This window comes from Caballeronia sp. INDeC2 (assembly GCF_023631325.1).
Classification (GTDB): Bacteria; Pseudomonadota; Gammaproteobacteria; order Burkholderiales; family Burkholderiaceae; genus Caballeronia.
Genome location: NZ_JALQDG010000003.1, coordinates 760,100 through 775,993 on the forward strand (window position 1 = coordinate 760,100; position 15,894 = coordinate 775,993).

The window sequence follows — 15,894 nt, forward strand, 5'->3', positions numbered from 1 at the left end:
AATGACCATGCAGGCATCGAAAGCATACGAGGCGAACTTCGACGGGCTGGTCGGCCCGACGCACAACTACGCGGGACTTTCGTTCGGCAACGTCGCGTCGCGCAGCAACGAGAAGTCGGTGGCGAATCCGAAGGCCGCCGCGAAACAGGGCTTGCGCAAGATGAAGCGGCTCGCCGATCTCGGTTTTCAGCAGGGCGTGCTGCCGCCGCTGGAACGCCCGTCGATCAGGCTTCTGCGCGATGTCGGCTTTTCCGGCGACGACGCCACCGTGATCGCCCGCGCGGCGCGTGAAGCGCCCGAACTGCTCGCCGCGGCAAGCTCGGCATCGGCGATGTGGACCGCGAACGCCGCGACCGTGAGCCCATCGGCGGACACGGAGGACGGCCGCGTGCATTTCACGCCCGCGAATCTCGCGGCCAAGCTGCATCGCGCGATCGAGCATGGAGAAACGCGGCGTTCGCTCGGCGCGATCTTCGCCGACGAATCGCGCTTTCGCATTCATCGCGCGCTGCCCGGCACGCCCGCGCTCGGCGACGAAGGTGCGGCGAACCATACGCGCTTCGCGCGCGAGTACGGGGAGAAGGGCGTCGAGTTCTTCGTGTATGGACGCAGCGAGTTCGGGCGGGGTCCGCAGCCGCAACGCTATCCCGCGCGTCAGACGCTCGAAGCGAGCCGCGCGGTTGCGCGTTTGCATGGCTTATCCAGCGATGCAACCGTGTTCGCGCAGCAATCGCCGGACGTGATCGACGCGGGCGTGTTCCACAACGACGTGATCGCGGTCGGCAATCGCACGACGCTCTTTTGCCACGAGCGCGCGTTCGTCGATCAGCACAAGGTCTACGACGAACTACGCGCGAAGCTCGAAGCGCTCGGCACGCCGTTCAGCGCGCTCGAAGTGCCGGAAAGCGAAGTGAGCGTGGAAGACGCGGTCTCGTCGTATCTATTCAACAGCCAGTTGCTCTCGGGCGCGGATGGCCGGCAGTTGCTGATCGTGCCGCAGGAGTGCCGCGAAAATGCGCGCGTGGCGGCTTATCTCGATTCGCTCGCATCGCGCAAGACGCCCATCGACGAAGTGCTCGTCTTCGATTTGCGCGAGAGCATGAAGAACGGCGGCGGCCCGGCGTGTCTGCGGCTGCGCGTCGTGCTCGACGATGCCGAACGCGCCGCGGTCAATGCGCGCGTATGGATGAACGACGCGCTCTTCACGCAACTCGATGCGTGGATCGACCGACACTATCGCGACCGTCTCGCGCCCGCCGATCTCGCCGATCCGAAGCTGCTCGCCGAATCGCGCGCGGCGCTCGACGAGCTGACGACCATCCTCGGACTCGGTGCCGTCTATGACTTCCAGCGCTGATTCGGCCTTGCTCGAAGACTTCCTTGCTTTCACGCTCGAAGGCAAGCGTTGTGCCGCCAACGCAGGAACCGCGGCTTCCGGCGTTCGCTGGACATGGCAGGGCGAAGGCGTGTTGCTGCTCGAACCCGCGCAGGCGCCGGCGCATAGCGTGCTCGTATCGGCGGGCATTCATGGCGATGAAACCGCGCCCATCGAAATGCTGTCTTCGCTCGTCGCCGATATCGCGAATGGCCGGGCATCGCTCGCCGCGCGCGTGCTCGTCGTGCTCGGCAACATCGGCGCGATGCGCGCGGGCGATCGTTATATCGACGACGATCTCAATCGCCTCTTCAGCGGCCGGCATGCGCGGTTCGAGACGAGCCGCGAAGCTCCGCGCGCCGACGAACTCGAACGCGCCGCGCTGAACTTCTTCGCTGGCGCCGCGCATCCGAAGTGGCACATCGATATGCATACGGCGATCCGAGCATCGGTGTTCGAGCAGTTCGCGTTGTTGCCGCACACGGGCGCGCCGCTCGCCCGCGCAATGTTCGATTGGCTGCGCGATGCGCGTCTGCAAGCCGTGCTTCTGCATCGCGAGAAGGGCAATACGTTCACGCATTTCACGGCCGAACAAGCGGGCGCGCTCGCGTGCACGCTGGAACTGGGCAAGGTGCGGCCGTTCGGCCAGAACGATCTCGCGCGCTTCGCGGCGTCGGATGCGGCATTGCGCCGCCTGATCGCGGGCGAGGCGACGACGGAACATGCGCCGTTGCGCGTGTTCACGGTCGTCGCGCAGATCGACAAGCAAAGCGAGCACTTCGTGCTGAACGTCGCGAGCGATGTGCCGAACTTCACCGCTTTCGCCGCGGGCACCGAGCTCGCGCGCGATGGCGATTATCGCTATCGCGTGTCGCACGATGAAGAGCGCATCGTGTTTCCGAATCCGAAGGTCAAGCCGGGCTTGCGCGCCGGACTGATGGTCGTCGATACGACCGATTCGACGCTCGCTTCTCTCGATTGAGTCGATCGCTTCCCAAGTTCGCGCGCTACAATCGCGCCCGGTGTCGGGTGCGAGTGGGGAATTTAATGCCGCAATGTTTCAGCGGATGTGCGAAGCCGCATCACGACGCCTGTATCGAACCGCAATGGAAGGAGATGAAAGTTGAAAAAATCGCATCTGATCGGTCGCAAGCTCGCCGCGTTCGCCTTGCTGGGGGCGACTATCGCCACGGGCGCCGCATCGTTGAACGCTCACGCGGCCGATGACATGAAGCAACTGCGTTTCGGCGTCGAAGCGTCTTACGCGCCGTTCGAATCGAAGTCGCCGAGCGGCGAACTGATGGGCTTCGACATCGACATCGGCAACGCGGTGTGCGCGAAGCTGAAGATGAAGTGCGTATGGGTCGAGAACTCGTTCGACGGCCTCATTCCCGCGTTGCAGGCGCGCAAGTTCGACGGCATCAATTCGGACATGACGATCACCGACAAGCGCAAGGCCGCCATCGACTTCACGGACCCGATCTATACGATCCCCAATCAGCTGATCGCGAAGAAGGGCAGCGCGATCCAGCCGAGCGTCGATGGTCTGAAGGGCAAGCGCGTGGGCGTGCTGCAAGGCTCTATCCAGGAGACGTACGCGAAGGCGAAGTGGGCGCCGGCGGGCATCGATGTCGAGTCGTATCAGGCGCAGGACCAGATCTATGCGGATCTGGCGTCGGGCCGTCTGGATGCGGCGTTCCAGGATGCCGAAGCGGCGTCGAAGGGCTTTCTGAAGCAGCCGCAGGGCGCGGGCTTCGCATTCGCGGGACAGGCCGTGTCGGATGACAAGCTGCTGGGTTCCGGCGTGGGCTTTGGCGTGCGCAAGAACGACAAGGCGCTGAAGGAAGCGCTCAATCGCGCGTTGAAGGAATTGAAGGAAGATGGGACGATCGATCGCTTCGCCGCGAAGTATTTCGATGTGAAGGTGGTGTCGAAGTAAGGCGGCGTCGCGATGCTGGATGTGAGAAGCCCGCTCGGCGAAAACCGGAGCGGGCTTTTTATTCGTCTGGCTGCCTCAAGAGCACACGCACATCACCGACAGGTAATCAGCCGGTTCTTCGCGTTCGATTGTCCCTTCTGCGACTTCGACCATCACTTCGGCGAGACCGTCTTCGATTTCAAGTGTCGAGGACAGGTCGTAGCCCTGGACGCTCAAATATGTCAGGGCACAGACCGGAGCCGTGCGTTTGTTTCCGTTGTTGAAAACGCGGCCCCGAGCAATGGCTACCGCATACATCCGCAATGCCGAAGACGTCGTCGAGTCCGGCGTAGTGAGCATGATTCTCGACACGGGCGAGCACGGCCTCGACGGCATCGCGAATGGCTCGGCGAATCGCTCAACTAGAGCCCGCAATCACCACCGTACACGTCGTCCCCGCGCTCAGCAGCACCCCCTCCGGCACATCATCTATATGCACCCGCACCGGCACGCGCTGCGCCAGGCGCACCCAGTTGAACGTCGGGTTCACGTCGGCGAGCAGTTCGCGGCTTTGCGGATTGTCGCGGTCGTAAATGCCGCGGGAAATGCTCTCCACATGTCCCTTCAGCTCGCCGCCGCTCATCAGCCGAATCGACGCCTTGTCGCCGATGCGCACACGCGGCAGCTTCGTTTCCTCGAAGTAGCCGTACACCCAGAACGAATGGCTGTCGACGATCGCGAGCTTGGCCGCGCCCGCCGCCGCATAATCGCCGCGGAACACGTTCAGGTTCGTCACATAGCCGTCCACCGGCGAAAACACCTTCGTGCGTTCGAGATTGAGCTTCGCGGCGTCGAGCGCGGCCTGCGCCTGCTGCAACTGCGCTTCGGCGGTCGATGCGGTCTGCATCGCGTTTTCACGCGCTTCCTTCGACACGACCTGGCTGTCCATATCGGCGCGGCGCGCGGCATCCGCACGGCGCATGCGCAGTTCGGCCGCGCGCGCCGCGACGTTCGCCTGCGCCTGCTCGACCGCAATCCGATAGTGCGACGGATCGATCTCCATCAGCAGATCGCCTTTCTTCACGAGCTGGTTGTCGTGAACCGGCAACTGCACGACGGCGCCCGACACGTCCGGCGCGACATTGACGACATCCGCGCGCACGCGGCCATCGCGCGTCCACGGCTCGTCCATGTAATGCACCCACAGCACGCGCCCGATGACAAGCGCGACGGCGAAGATGGCGATCGTCATAACGATGCCGATGATTTTCCGGAGAATCATGATGCAACTCTTTTTCAGCTTGTATGAAAGTGATGCCGCTCAACCGTACGCAACGAGCCCGAGCGTGCCGCAGATGCACACGAGCAGACTCGCGCGAAAGAGCGCCGGGTGCCAGACCACGCGATAGAGCCCGGTCAGCGAGAGCACGCGGTCGACGACCCACGTGATCATCGCGCCCGCGATGAAGAGCAGCAGGATCGTCGGCACATAGGCTTCGAGGATCGCGACGTTACGCGGCAACATGGGACGCTCCTTCGGGCGCGTGTCTTCCGGCCGGCGCAAACCGGGCGAACGGTGATTCGTGATCGAGCAGCGCGGTGCGGATGAAATGCAGATGACTCGCGATGCGCTGCAGCCGATGTCTGTCCTCGCGCGGCCGGTCCGTCAGCGCGAGCAGCGCCTGGGTATCGGCGATCGCGCGTTGGGTTGCGGCGAGCGCGGCGTCGAAGCGCTGGGCTTGCGGCCGATCGAAGAGGCGCGCGACGGCATCGAGCGTCGTATCGATGGAGCCGCGCCCGTTCGGTAACTCTTCGATTTCCCGTCGCAAGTCGATCACCGCATTGCCGAATTCGAGCACCGCGAAGAGCCATTGCAGCGCGTCGCGTTGCAAATCGGCACGGCCGTCGGCGAGGGCGTTGATCTGCGAAAGCAGATCGCGCGTGCGGCTTTCGAAGTGCGTCGTGAGACTCGCGAGACGTCCGCGCCGCGCGTTCACGACTTCGCGCCGCAAGTCGCCGAGCAGCAGACGGCGCAGCCACGGCGCATCGGTCGGCAGGAGCACGGCGAAGGCGATCGCGGCGACGATCATCGACAAAACGAGCGCGATCGCATCGTTCATGAAGCCGGTCGGATCGTAGTGCACCAGATTGTCCGGCCCCGCCAGAAAGCAGAAGAAGATGCAATAGCCGATGCCCACGCCCGCGAGCGTGCGCCGCGTGCTCAGATACGCGCCGAGCAGAAGGGCGGGCGCGAGCGCGGCGCACATCATCGCGAAGCCGTCGATATGCGGAAACACGCCGAACACGACAATCATGCCGACGACGGCCGCGAGCATCGTGCCGATGGCCATTTGCGCCGACATGAGCGTCGGGCGCGGCGAGGACGAGGCGAGCGCGCAGACGGCCGCGGCGTTGAGGACCATCGTGCCGCCGCTCGGCCACGCGGTTTCGATCCAGAACGCGGAGAGGACGAACATCACGGCCGCGCCGCGCAAGCCCGAGATGGCCGCCGCGAACAGGTTGGTCCTCGGCACGTAGCGCGCGATCCAGCGCTCGCGTTCGTGCGAGGGCGATGTCAGCGACGCGTACGTGTCGGCATACGCGAGCATGTCGTCGACGAAGCGGTAGAGCAGTTCCGTCGCCGTATCGAATTCGAGCTGCGCGAAGTCCGGATTCGTTTCGAGCGCGGCCCGCGCCGCGCGCACGCGTTTCGGCAAGGCGGCCTTGTAGTCACGCAGCTGCGCGGCGGCGTGGGCGGCGTCGGCGGCGTTGCGCACCGGCTCGCCCGATAGCGAGAAGAGGGGCGGCACTTCGCGAAAGAACGGTTCGAGCGCGGCGATGGTCGTCGCCGATGCGTTCTCGCGCAGCCGGTTCATCAGTTGATGCAGCGCGTGAAAACGCGTCGATGCGCTCATGAACTCGCTGTTCAGACGCGCGAGCCGCCCGCCGCGCATGCGCGATTCCGGATTCTCGAACACGGCGACACTGCGCGCCGCCTCGAAGCCGACGATGTCCGACACGAACGCGAGATTCGTCCGCTCGATCTGCGCGCGCTCCATGTTGCCCGCGAGCGCGCGGCACACGTAATCGACGAACTGCGTGAAGCGCCGGCGCACCGTCGTGCGGACCTGCTCGCCTGCATGCTGCGGAAAGATGAGCGCGCTTACCGCGCCGGAACACACGATGCCGAGCGTCACTTCGCCGACGCGCGTAAGCGCCGACAGATAGGCGGCCTCCGGATGCTGCGCCGCCGGAATGCCGATCAGCGCGGCCGTGTAGCCCGCGAGCACGAAGCCGTACGAGCGAAAGTTGCGGTTGCGCGCCGCACCCGCCGTGCAGATGCCGACCCACAGCGCCGTCGCCGAAAGAAACAGCACCGGCTGCTGAGAGAACAGGCTGATGAAGACCATCATCACGACGAGACCGACCATCGTCCCGCAGAAACGATAGAAGCTCTTCGCGAGCACCATGCCGCTTTGCGGCTGCATCACGACGAACACGGTGGTCATAGCGGTGCGCGGCTGCTGCATGTCGAGGCGCATCGCGATCCACAGCGACAAGAGCGCGGCGAGCACGGCCTTGAAGATGTAGACCCACGCGAGGCCGTCGGTGCGCGCCCAGTCGAGCAAAGTCTGCTTGAGCGACGGACGTTCGATGAGCGTAGCGGGCGTCGACATGATCAGTTCCGCGCCTTGCTGAACGGACCGATATGCTTCGACGGCAGAAGCGCGTTCTGTTCGGGCCCGTTCGACGGATCGTCGATGCCGCCGCCGAGCGCCGATGTGAGCGTCGCGTACGACGCGAGCCGTTGCGCCCGCACGCGCGCCTGCCCGTCCTGCGCCTTGAGCAATTGCGTTTGCGCGACGAGCACGTTCAGGTAATCGGTGAGCCCGCGCTTGTAGCCTTCGTTCGCGAGATCGTAGTTCTTGCGCGCGGCGGCGACGGACCGGCCGGACGCTCCGAGTTGCGTGTCGAGCGAATGCACGCGCACGACCTGATCGGCGATGTCCTTGAGCGCGGCTACGAGCGTTGCGTTGTAGTGATCGACGGCCTGATCATATTGCGCCGATGCCGCGCCGAGCTGCGCGCGCAGGCGTCCGCCTTCGAAGATCGGCAGCGAGATCGCCGGGCCGAAGCTGTAGCCCGACGCATCGCGCGTCAGGAAGCTGAGCAGCGCGCCGCCCGCGAACGCCTGTGTCAGCGACGCCGCGAGATTGATGTTCGGATAGAAACCCGCCTTCGCCACGTCGATGCCGCGCGCCTGTGCCGCGACCATCCAGCGCGCCGCGACGATATCGGGCCGATGTCCGACGAGCTCCGCCGGCAACGCGGAGGGCAGGGGCAGCGGCGTCGCGAGCGACAACGCCGGGCGCGTCAGCGCTTCGCCCGCGCCCGGACCATCGCCCGCGAGCGCGGCCAGTTGATTGCGCGCGAGCTGGATGTCTTCCTTGTAGACATCGACCTGACGCTCGTACTCGGGCAGCGGCGCTTCGGCCTGGCTCACTTCGAGCTGCGTGCCGAGCCCGCCCTTCAGACGCCGCCGCGCGAGATCGGCGATGCGCTCCTGCTGCGCGAGCGTGTCCTCGGCGATATCGAGCAGCGCGAACGACTGCGAGAAGCCGATATAAGCGCGCACGAAGTTCGTTTCGAGTTCGAGCTGCGCGGCGCGCGCGTCGGCGGCGCGCACCTGGGCGACGTCGAGTGCGCGTTCGGCGTTGTTGTCGTCGCGATGCCAGAGGTCGAGGTTGTAGGACAGCGAAAGGCCGGCGGTGTTGTCCCAGGTCGTCGTGTCGGCGAACGGGCCGGGGCCGTAGAAATCGTTATTCGGCCAGTTCTTGCGCGAGACGCTCATCGCGCCGTCGACGTGCGGCAGGAGTTCCGAGCGCGCGACCCCCGCCTGTTGCTGCGCTTCGCGCACGCGCGCGGCGGCCATCGCGAGCGTGGGACTGCCTTCGGTCGCGCGCGAAATCCAGGCGTCGAGTTGCGGGTCGCGATAGGCGCGCCACCATTGATCGTCGGGCCACCGGGCATCGGCGTTGGCGGCGCGAATGGCGCTGCCGGCATCGAGCGTGGAGGCATCCTTCAGCGAATCTTGCGGCGCGATCTTGCCCGTGCTTGCGCACCCGGCAATTGTTAATATTGCTGTAAGAACGGCGGCACAAGCAGCGCTTCTGGACACTCGCCTTCGCACGATTCACTCCCAAAAAGGAACTAGTTTCAAGGGAGTCATTATATTTTTGCGCGGATTGTCGAATAACCCGTAAGGATGCAAAGCATTTTTACGGGAGGTGTGATAATCGTTGTTGCCGGTCGTGCAACAATTCGCTCCACGAACAGTTCTCAAAGACGGTAAACGCCATGGACACGCTCCAGAACATGCGCGTATTTGTGCGGGTCGTCGAAGCGGGCAGCTTCACCGCGGCCGCGCAACATCTCAATACGACGACGGCCTACGCCTCGCGGGCCGTATCGGACCTCGAAGCGCATCTGCGCGCGCGCTTGCTGAATCGCACGACGCGGCGCATCGCGCTCACCGAAGCGGGCGAGCGCTATCTGCAACGCTGCGAGCAGATTCTTGCCTATGTCGATCAGGCGGAAGCCGAGGCCGGCGACGCCCACGCGCGTCCCTCCGGCAAGCTGAAGGTTCATTCGATGACGAGCTTCGGCCAGCACTACATCGTGCCGATGATCTCGCGCTATCAGCAGCGCCATCCGGCGGTGCAGGTCGATCTGACGCTCGCGCAGCGCATGCCGGATCTGCTCGACGAAGGCTACGACGTGTCCGTCGTGCTCGCGTCCGATTTGCCCGATTCCGGACTCGTGTCGGCGCGGCTCGGCTCGGTGTACAGCATCGCGTGCGCTTCGCCGGCTTATATCGAGCAGCACGGCGCGCCGCACGTGCTATCCGATCTCGTGCGCCATACCTGCCTGCATCTGATGACGCCGGTGTTTCCGCCGGATCGCTGGGTGTTCGACGGCCCGAACGGCCAGGAGACGGTGAGCCTCGGGCCATCGACCTTCACGGTGAACGTCGCCGAGGCGATGGTCGTGGCGATCCGCGAGAGCATGGGCATCGGCGTGCTGCCGACTTCGTCGGCGCTTCCCGGTCTGCGCGCGGGGACGCTCGTGCGCGTGTTGCCGCAGTACACGATGCAGGAGCTGAACGTCTACGCACTCTATCCGTCGCGCCAGTATCTCGACGCGAAAATCCGCACATGGGTGGAGTTCCTGCGCGAGGCGCTGCCCGATACGCTCGCGGCGGACGCGGAATCGTTGAAGGAATTCGTCGTCGCCTGAAGACGCGGGCGTTCAGTTACGAAAAAAGCCTCGACGCAACACTTGCTTACGCACGATGTGCCCGCAGCTTGATACCGTCTGCACTGGTTCCACCGCGTTTTCACCGGGATACGTCATATGAGTACGCCACTTCTGCTCGCGCTCGCCGCGCTTCTGGTGCTGATCGCCGTTCCGGCGTCGCGCGATCTTTTGAACGCCATGCGCGCCGAGTCGGAGCGCAACGCGAAGCGGCGTCTCGTGCCGGTGCGCATCGACGACGATCGCGACGTGCGTGCGCGGCGCATGCGGGATCCGCACGATCGCTGATCGAGTCAGAGCAATGTTTCGAGCGGTTCGATGAGTCGCGGCTCGTCGTTGGTCGTGCGATTAACATCGCTCGATACGCGATGCCACACGAAGTGCGACGCCGGCACGCCGTCGGCTTTGACGAGCGCCGCCAGATCCTCGATCGACGCAGCGGGATCGAGCCAGCGTCGCGCGGCGGCGGGCGAGAACACGAGCGGACGGCGGTCGTGCACATCGATCAGACCTTCATCCGCTGCGGACGTCACGATGACCAAGCCCGCGCCGGGCGCCGCGGCATCCTCGTCGCGCATGATGCTGGTGAGCGCCGCGAGGTACATCGGCTCGCCGTCTGCGCGCTGAATGAAATACGGCTGCTTGAAGGGCTTCGCCGCCGGGTCTGCCGGGCGCGGCTCGATGCGCCATTCGAACCAGCCGTCGGCCGGCACGAGAATGCGCGCCTTCTTCCACAAATCCTTGAAATATGCGCTCGTCGCCGCGGTCTCGACGCGCGCGTTGATGGTTTGCGGCAGCTTCTTCTGGATGGCCCACGGCGGGCAGTAGCCCCAATGAACCGCGCGGATGGTTTCGTCGGGATAGACGGCGAGCGGATGCGTGCCTGGACCGAGGTTATAGCCGGGACGTCTGTCGGCGGCATCCACGAGCACGAACGGATTTTTCAGATGCAGGCGTTGCGCGTAATGCATCGGCAGTCGGTACTGGCTGATTCGGCCGCACATGGCGTTCCTCCGCAAAGTCCCCCACGGTTCCGTGCTTCCTGACGCGTTGCCGCGCTATATCTCGACGACCTTGTCCCACGCGAACTCGGGATTCTCCCACTGTTGGCGGCGGCGGTCGAAATAGCCGCGCGGATTGCACACGACCCGCGTGCCCTCGACGACGTAATCGAACGACGTATGCGTATGCCCGTGAATCCACAGCGATGCGGGCGCACGCGCGAGCGAGGGCAGATGATTGACGAAGCCCGCCGACACGAGATCTTCCGCGTAGCGCGGCGCGAGGCTTTCGCGCATCGGCGCATGATGTGTGACGACGATCGTCTGGCCCGCGAACGGCTTCGCGAGTTCGCTTTCGAGCCACGCGCGCGCCTGTTCGTGCAGCGCGAGAGAGTCGTCGGGCGCGAACTCGCGTGGCTTGCCGTCCGGCTCGGGCCATGAGAGCTGAATCAGGCCTTTGTAGTCGAGCATGACTTTCGTGCACGCCTGCTTGGCCTTCTCGATTTCCTCGTCGCTTGATCCGAACAGCGCGAAGTCCGTCCAGAGCGTCGTGCCGAGCACGCGCCACGCGCCACGGCGATCCACCAGCGACGCGTTGTTCAGATAGTGCACGTTGTCGACACTGCGCGCGGCGTCGTGCATCGCCGCTTCCATCGCGCCGAATTCGGCGTCGTAATACTCGTGATTGCCCGGCACGTAGATGACGGGGACATCGGAATCGAAATTCTCCGCGGCCCAGCGCAAGCCTTCGGCGTGATTGTGGATATCGCCCGCCAGCACGACGAGATCGGCCTCGGTGTACGGAATAGCCAGCGGCTCGTCGCATTCGAGATGCAGGTCCGACAGCACGCGAATCTTCATGCGATGTTCTCCTTCGAAAGCGCCGCGCCCCAGTGCACGACCTTGCCGGGATTCATCAGGTTATCCGGATCGAGCGCGGCCTTGATCGTCTGCATGAGCCGCACTTCGACCGGCGACTTGTAGTGCATCGCTTCATCCACTTTCAACTGCCCGAGACCGTGCTCGGCGCTGATGCTGCCGCGATGCCTGTGCACCTGGTCATACACGAGCGCGTTGATCGGCGTCTGGAATTCGTCGAGGAACCGTTTCGCATCGACGCCTTCGGGCGCCTGCACGTTGTAGTGCAGATTGCCGTCGCCGAGATGGCCGAACGTCACCATGCGCACGCCGGGCACCGTGTCCGCAATGATCGCATCGGTTTCGTCGATGAAGCGGCCGATGCTCGAAACGGGCACGGCGATGTCATGCTTGATGTTGAGACCTTCTTCCGCCTGCGCGAGCGGAATATGTTCGCGCAAGCTCCAGAACGCCTGCGACTGCGCGAGACTTTCCCCGACGACCGCGTTTTCCACGATGCCCTTTTCGAGCGTTTCTTCCATCAGCCGCTCGAACAGGGCGCGCGCGTGCGCCTCGTTTTCGCTGTCGGAGAGCTCGAGCAGAACGGTTTGCCCGTGCCGTTCGTCGAATGGATAGCGCAGTTGTGGAAAATGCTTGCCGACGAGGCGCATCGAGAAATCGGACATGAGCTCGAAGCCGGTCAAAAGCGCGCCCGTATGATGCTGCGCCAGCGAAAGGAAATCGAGCGCGGCGTGCGGCGATGCGAGTCCGGCCAACGCCGTGACTTTCGCGACCGGCGCGGGATGCAGCTTCATGACCGCGGCCGTGATGATGCCGAGCGTGCCCTCCGCGCCGATGTAGAGATCGCGCAGATCGTAGCCGGTGTTGTCCTTGCGCAGACCGCGCAGGCCGTCCCAGATCTCGCCCTGCGGCGTCACGACTTCGAGCCCGAGGCACAATTCGCGCGTGTTGCCGTAGCGCAGCACGCCGGTGCCGCCCGCGTTGGTCGAAAGATTGCCGCCGATCGTGCAGCTGCCTTCGGCGGCGAGACTCAACGGGAACAGCCGCTGCGCGCTTTCGGCGCGCGCCTGAATTTCGGCGAGCACGACGCCCGCTTCGACGGTCATCGTATTGTTATGCGGATCGACGCCGCGAATGCGATTGAGCCGTTTCAGGCTGACGACTGCCTGCGCGCCGCTCGCATCGGGCGTCGCGCCACCGGCGAGGCCTGTGTTGCCACCCTGCGGCACGATCGCGATTCGATGCTCGCGTGCGAGCCGCACGATTGCCGCGACCTGCGCGGTATCGGCGGGCAGCAGCACGGCGCATGCGTTGCCGCGATAGCGCTTGCGCCAGTCGACGAGATAAGGCGCAGTGTCGCGGGCGTCGGTCAGGACATGCGGTGCGCCGAGAATGTCAGCGCAGGCGGCGATGAAAGCTTCAGTTGCGGTCATGGGCAGTCGAGCAAAGATTCCGATGGAGCGTAGCGCACAGTATCGCGCAGTGGCGCGGCGCGCGACCCTCGGCCGAATGGCATAGGCACGCGCGTCGGTGAGCGTTTCATGCTACAAAGCATCACGTCCGGTCGATGCGCGCATCAAAAAAGCGGCCGGATCAGCTTTTTTTCGAACGTGCGTTCAAGCGGGCCGCGCGTTTGAAAGGCGCGACATAAGCGAGCGCGCAGGCGAAGAACGCGAGTGCGAGGAGCGCTTCGAGCCAGGCCAGCGAAGCGCAAAGGCCCGCGTCGGTCATGCCGCGCACGACGCCTTCGGCCAGGTAAAGAAGGACGAGCATCGACGCCCATTGCAGCGTGTAGACGTTCTTGCGCGCGACGCCCGGCAGCGCGCACACGAGAGGCAGCGCCTTTAGCGCGAGCGTCCATGCGCCGGGCCGCAGCGGCGCGAGCCAAAGCTCCCAGGCGAGCGCGAGCACGATGAGCGCGACGATGCTCGCAAGCGCGGCCAGTGCGAACGCGGCGTTCGATCGCGCAGTCGTGGCGGAGGGTGCGTTCATCGGCCGGTTCATGCCGAGCGCGCGCCGCGCACGAGGTCGAGCGCGGTGCGCGCGAGCCGGGCCCCGAGCGCGATGGCGAGCGCCTTCTCGTCGGCGGAAATGCCGTGGCGATGGTTTTCGTCGCCGCCCGCGCGCGCATGATGCGACGCGCCGTAGGGCGTGCCACCGCTTTGCGTCGTGGTCAACCGCGACTCGGTGTACGGGATGCCGACGATCATCATGCCGTGGTGCAGGAGCGGCAGCATCATCGAGAGCAAGGTGCTTTCCTGGCCGCCGTGCAGACTCCCGGTCGACGTGAAGACGCTGGCGGGTTTGCCCGCCAGCGCGCCGGAAAGCCACTGCGGCGTCGTGCCGTCGAGGAAGTATTTAAGCGGCGCGGCCATATTGCCGAAGCGCGTCGGCGATCCGAGCGCGAGACCTGCGCATTCTTCGAGATCGCCCAACTCGGCGTAGGGCGGGCCGTCGGCGGGAATGTCGGGTTGAGTCGCTTCGCAGACGGTGGAAACCGGCGGCACGGTGCGCACACGCGCTTGCATGCCGGGCACGCTGTCGACGCCTTGGGCGATGGCTAGCGCAAGCTCGCGGGTCGCGCCGTGGCGGCTGTAGTAGAGCACGAGGATGTCGTTCATAAGGCTTTTTTAGTGAACGGCTATTATAGGTATTGGGTGATTTTCGTGGCGAGACGCGGCTGTGCGCGTGCGGGCCGCCACGACGGGAGAACGCGTTTGCAGCACGTTTCCATCGATCTCGCACCGGTCAAGCGCCTCGCCGGCTTCGTGGCGCGACGCATCGGAGAAGACCGGGTCGCGCAAGTGGCGGGCAGCCTCACGTTCACGAGCGTGCTGTCGCTCGTGCCGCTTGCCACTGTCGCCTTCGCGCTCTTCACCGCGTTCCCTATCTTCGGCTCGTTTCAGGCGTCGCTGCAGGATTTCCTCGCGGTGCACCTGATGCCGCCGCAGATCAACGACCAGATTTTCAAGTATCTGAATCAGTTCGCGTCGAAGGCCAAGGGACTCACGACCGTCGGCATGATCATCCTGTTCGTGACCTCCGTCATGACGATGATGACGGTCGAGTCCGCGTTCAACGTGATCTGGCGCGTGAAGAAGGCGCGTCCGTTTGCGCAGCGCGTGCTCGTCTACTGGTCGATCATTACGCTCGGGCCGATTCTCTTCGGCTGCAGCCTGTCCATCTCGTCCTATGTGTTCGCGCATTCGGTCGCGTTCGCGGGCTCGCACAACCTGATGCCGCCGATCGTCGAATGGGCGCTGACGGGCGTCTCCCTGCCGCTCACGGCGCTCGCCTTCACGATCATTTACGTGTACATGCCGAACTGCAAGGTGGAGTGGCGCGATGCGATCGTCGGCGGCTTGATCGCGGCGGTGGCTTTCGAGCTCGGCAAGCGCGGCTTCGGTTATTACGTGCGGCGCATTCCGACCTATACCGCAGTCTATGGCGCATTCGCCGCGCTGCCGGTGTTCCTGCTGTGGGTCTACCTGTGCTGGATGTTCGCGCTCGTCGGCGCGATGGTCACGTCCGCGTTGCCCGCCATTCGCACGGGGCAGTATCATCGGCGCGATTTTCCGGGCAGCGATCTGCTCGATGCGCTCGAAATCCTCGCGCGGCTCGTCGAGGCGCGCGACGAGGGCAAGCCCGGGCACACCGCATTGCAGCTTTCCAGCCTGGCGCGCTGCGATCTGGACACGTCGACGCGCCTGATCGCACGGCTCGATGCGCTCGGCTGGATCGGCCGGCTGGAGGATTCGCGCACGCCGCGCTATGTGCTGATCGCCAATCCGAATCAGATCACGGTGACGATGCTCTTCGAACAGTTCGTGATCGACCGCGCCGAGCTCGAATATCAACTGAAACTGGACGCGGCGCAGGTGGATTGCGCCGCGCTCATGAACGCGTTGGAGAACGACAAGCTGGAAATTTCGCTCGGCTCGCTGATCGCGGCGCGCGTATCCGCGCTCACGAGCGCGCGGACGCTCGAGGCGCCGCGTTCGTCGATGCCTGAGCAGCCTGCGTGAGCGCGTGCCGGGCGCGGATCAAAGCGAGATCTTGCCGACGCAGATGTCCTTGAACATAACCCAGTCGCCCATCAGGCTGTAGACCGGATGGCGAAACGTCGCGGGACGATTCTTCTCGAAGAAGAAATGGCCGATCCACGCGAAACCGTAGCCGCAGACGACGGCCGCGGGCAGCCAGAGCCAGTCGCCGGTCGCGATCGTCATAGCGAGGCAGCCGATCACGCCGAGCGAGCCGATGAAATGCAGCCTGCGCGAAACCAGGTTCCGGTGTTCGTCGAGGTAATAGGGGTAGAACTCGGCGAAATTCGCGAAATGTTCACCGTGTGCGGTGTGCGCCATGACGGCCTCCCTGATGAAGCCTGCCGGTCTCGTGCGGGCGGT

17 protein-coding genes are annotated in these 15,894 nt (G+C 64.7%); 6 read left to right on the forward strand and 11 right to left on the reverse strand.

What is annotated here, in order from left to right; all coding sequences use genetic code 11:
- Positions 1-7: 7 nt before the first annotated feature.
- The 3 genes from astB to NCS28_RS05350 all read left to right on the forward strand — a co-directional run bounded on the left by astB (position 8) and on the right by NCS28_RS05350 (position 3,314).
- Entirely contained in the window at positions 8-1,357 is a 1,350-nt protein-coding gene (gene astB / locus NCS28_RS05340; protein ID WP_250512807.1) for an N-succinylarginine dihydrolase, read from the forward strand.
- Positions 1,341-2,357, forward strand: a complete 1,017-nt coding sequence (astE, locus tag NCS28_RS05345) for a succinylglutamate desuccinylase (protein WP_250512808.1) — start codon at positions 1,341-1,343, stop codon at positions 2,355-2,357. Before astB ends, astE begins: the two co-directional genes overlap by 17 nt.
- A gap of 141 nt (positions 2,358-2,498) precedes the next feature.
- Complete coding sequence (locus tag NCS28_RS05350; protein WP_502801146.1) at positions 2,499-3,314, forward strand: ABC transporter substrate-binding protein; 816 nt, start codon at positions 2,499-2,501, stop codon at positions 3,312-3,314.
- Positions 3,315-3,389: 75 nt separating this feature from the next.
- Here the strand turns inward: NCS28_RS05350 and NCS28_RS05355 are convergent, their stop codons facing one another.
- Genes NCS28_RS05355 through NCS28_RS05375 form a run of 5 tightly spaced genes read right to left on the reverse strand, consistent with a single transcriptional unit; the run spans position 3,390 to position 8,484 of the window.
- Positions 3,390-3,653 (reverse strand): type II toxin-antitoxin system death-on-curing family toxin, encoded by a 264-nt coding sequence (locus NCS28_RS05355; protein WP_250512809.1) that lies wholly within the window; start codon positions 3,651-3,653, stop codon positions 3,390-3,392.
- A gap of 58 nt (positions 3,654-3,711) precedes the next feature.
- A complete protein-coding gene (locus tag NCS28_RS05360) occupies positions 3,712-4,575 on the reverse strand; it encodes an efflux RND transporter periplasmic adaptor subunit (RefSeq protein WP_250512810.1) in 864 nt (287 codons plus the stop codon).
- Between the two features lie 39 nt (positions 4,576-4,614).
- Positions 4,615-4,818: a DUF1656 domain-containing protein gene (locus NCS28_RS05365; RefSeq protein WP_250512811.1), complete on the reverse strand. Its 204-nt coding sequence runs from the start codon at positions 4,816-4,818 to the stop codon at positions 4,615-4,617.
- Positions 4,805-6,970, reverse strand: coding sequence for an FUSC family protein (locus NCS28_RS05370; RefSeq protein ID WP_250512812.1), 2,166 nt, complete (start codon positions 6,968-6,970; stop codon positions 4,805-4,807). Before NCS28_RS05370 ends, NCS28_RS05365 begins: the two co-directional genes overlap by 14 nt.
- A 2-nt stretch (positions 6,971-6,972) precedes the next feature.
- Positions 6,973-8,484: an efflux transporter outer membrane subunit gene (locus NCS28_RS05375; RefSeq protein ID WP_502801147.1), complete on the reverse strand. Its 1,512-nt coding sequence runs from the start codon at positions 8,482-8,484 to the stop codon at positions 6,973-6,975.
- Positions 8,485-8,651: 167 nt separating this feature from the next.
- Between NCS28_RS05375 and NCS28_RS05380 the strand changes: the two genes are divergently transcribed.
- Both NCS28_RS05380 and NCS28_RS05385 read left to right on the forward strand, forming a co-directional pair.
- Positions 8,652-9,590, forward strand: coding sequence for a LysR family transcriptional regulator (locus NCS28_RS05380; protein WP_250512814.1), 939 nt, complete (start codon positions 8,652-8,654; stop codon positions 9,588-9,590).
- 117 nt (positions 9,591-9,707) lie between these two features.
- Positions 9,708-9,896 carry a hypothetical protein gene (locus NCS28_RS05385; RefSeq protein WP_250512815.1) on the forward strand — a complete coding sequence of 63 codons (189 nt, stop codon included), beginning with the start codon at positions 9,708-9,710 and terminating at the stop codon, positions 9,894-9,896.
- Between the two features lie 5 nt (positions 9,897-9,901).
- On the opposite strand, the gene NCS28_RS05390 is transcribed toward NCS28_RS05385, so the two are convergent.
- The 5 genes from NCS28_RS05390 to wrbA all read right to left on the reverse strand — a co-directional run bounded on the left by NCS28_RS05390 (position 9,902) and on the right by wrbA (position 14,109).
- Positions 9,902-10,612 (reverse strand): SOS response-associated peptidase, encoded by a 711-nt coding sequence (locus tag NCS28_RS05390; RefSeq protein ID WP_250512816.1) that lies wholly within the window; start codon positions 10,610-10,612, stop codon positions 9,902-9,904.
- Between the two features lie 54 nt (positions 10,613-10,666).
- Positions 10,667-11,470, reverse strand: coding sequence for a metallophosphoesterase (locus NCS28_RS05395; RefSeq protein WP_250512817.1), 804 nt, complete (start codon positions 11,468-11,470; stop codon positions 10,667-10,669).
- Positions 11,467-12,921 (reverse strand): FAD-binding oxidoreductase, encoded by a 1,455-nt coding sequence (locus NCS28_RS05400; RefSeq protein ID WP_250512818.1) that lies wholly within the window; start codon positions 12,919-12,921, stop codon positions 11,467-11,469. Before NCS28_RS05400 ends, NCS28_RS05395 begins: the two co-directional genes overlap by 4 nt.
- Before the next feature lie 160 nt (positions 12,922-13,081).
- Complete coding sequence (locus NCS28_RS05405; protein WP_250512819.1) at positions 13,082-13,480, reverse strand: DUF2069 domain-containing protein; 399 nt, start codon at positions 13,478-13,480, stop codon at positions 13,082-13,084.
- 8 nt (positions 13,481-13,488) lie between these two features.
- Positions 13,489-14,109, reverse strand: coding sequence for an NAD(P)H:quinone oxidoreductase (gene wrbA / locus NCS28_RS05410; protein WP_250512820.1), 621 nt, complete (start codon positions 14,107-14,109; stop codon positions 13,489-13,491).
- Between the two features lie 96 nt (positions 14,110-14,205).
- On the opposite strand from wrbA, the gene NCS28_RS05415 reads away from it, so the two are divergent.
- Positions 14,206-15,513 (forward strand): YihY family inner membrane protein, encoded by a 1,308-nt coding sequence (locus NCS28_RS05415; RefSeq protein WP_250512821.1) that lies wholly within the window; start codon positions 14,206-14,208, stop codon positions 15,511-15,513.
- Between the two features lie 18 nt (positions 15,514-15,531).
- On the opposite strand, the gene NCS28_RS05420 is transcribed toward NCS28_RS05415, so the two are convergent.
- Positions 15,532-15,852, reverse strand: coding sequence for an Mpo1-like protein (locus tag NCS28_RS05420; protein ID WP_250512822.1), 321 nt, complete (start codon positions 15,850-15,852; stop codon positions 15,532-15,534).
- Positions 15,853-15,894: the final 42 nt, after the last annotated feature.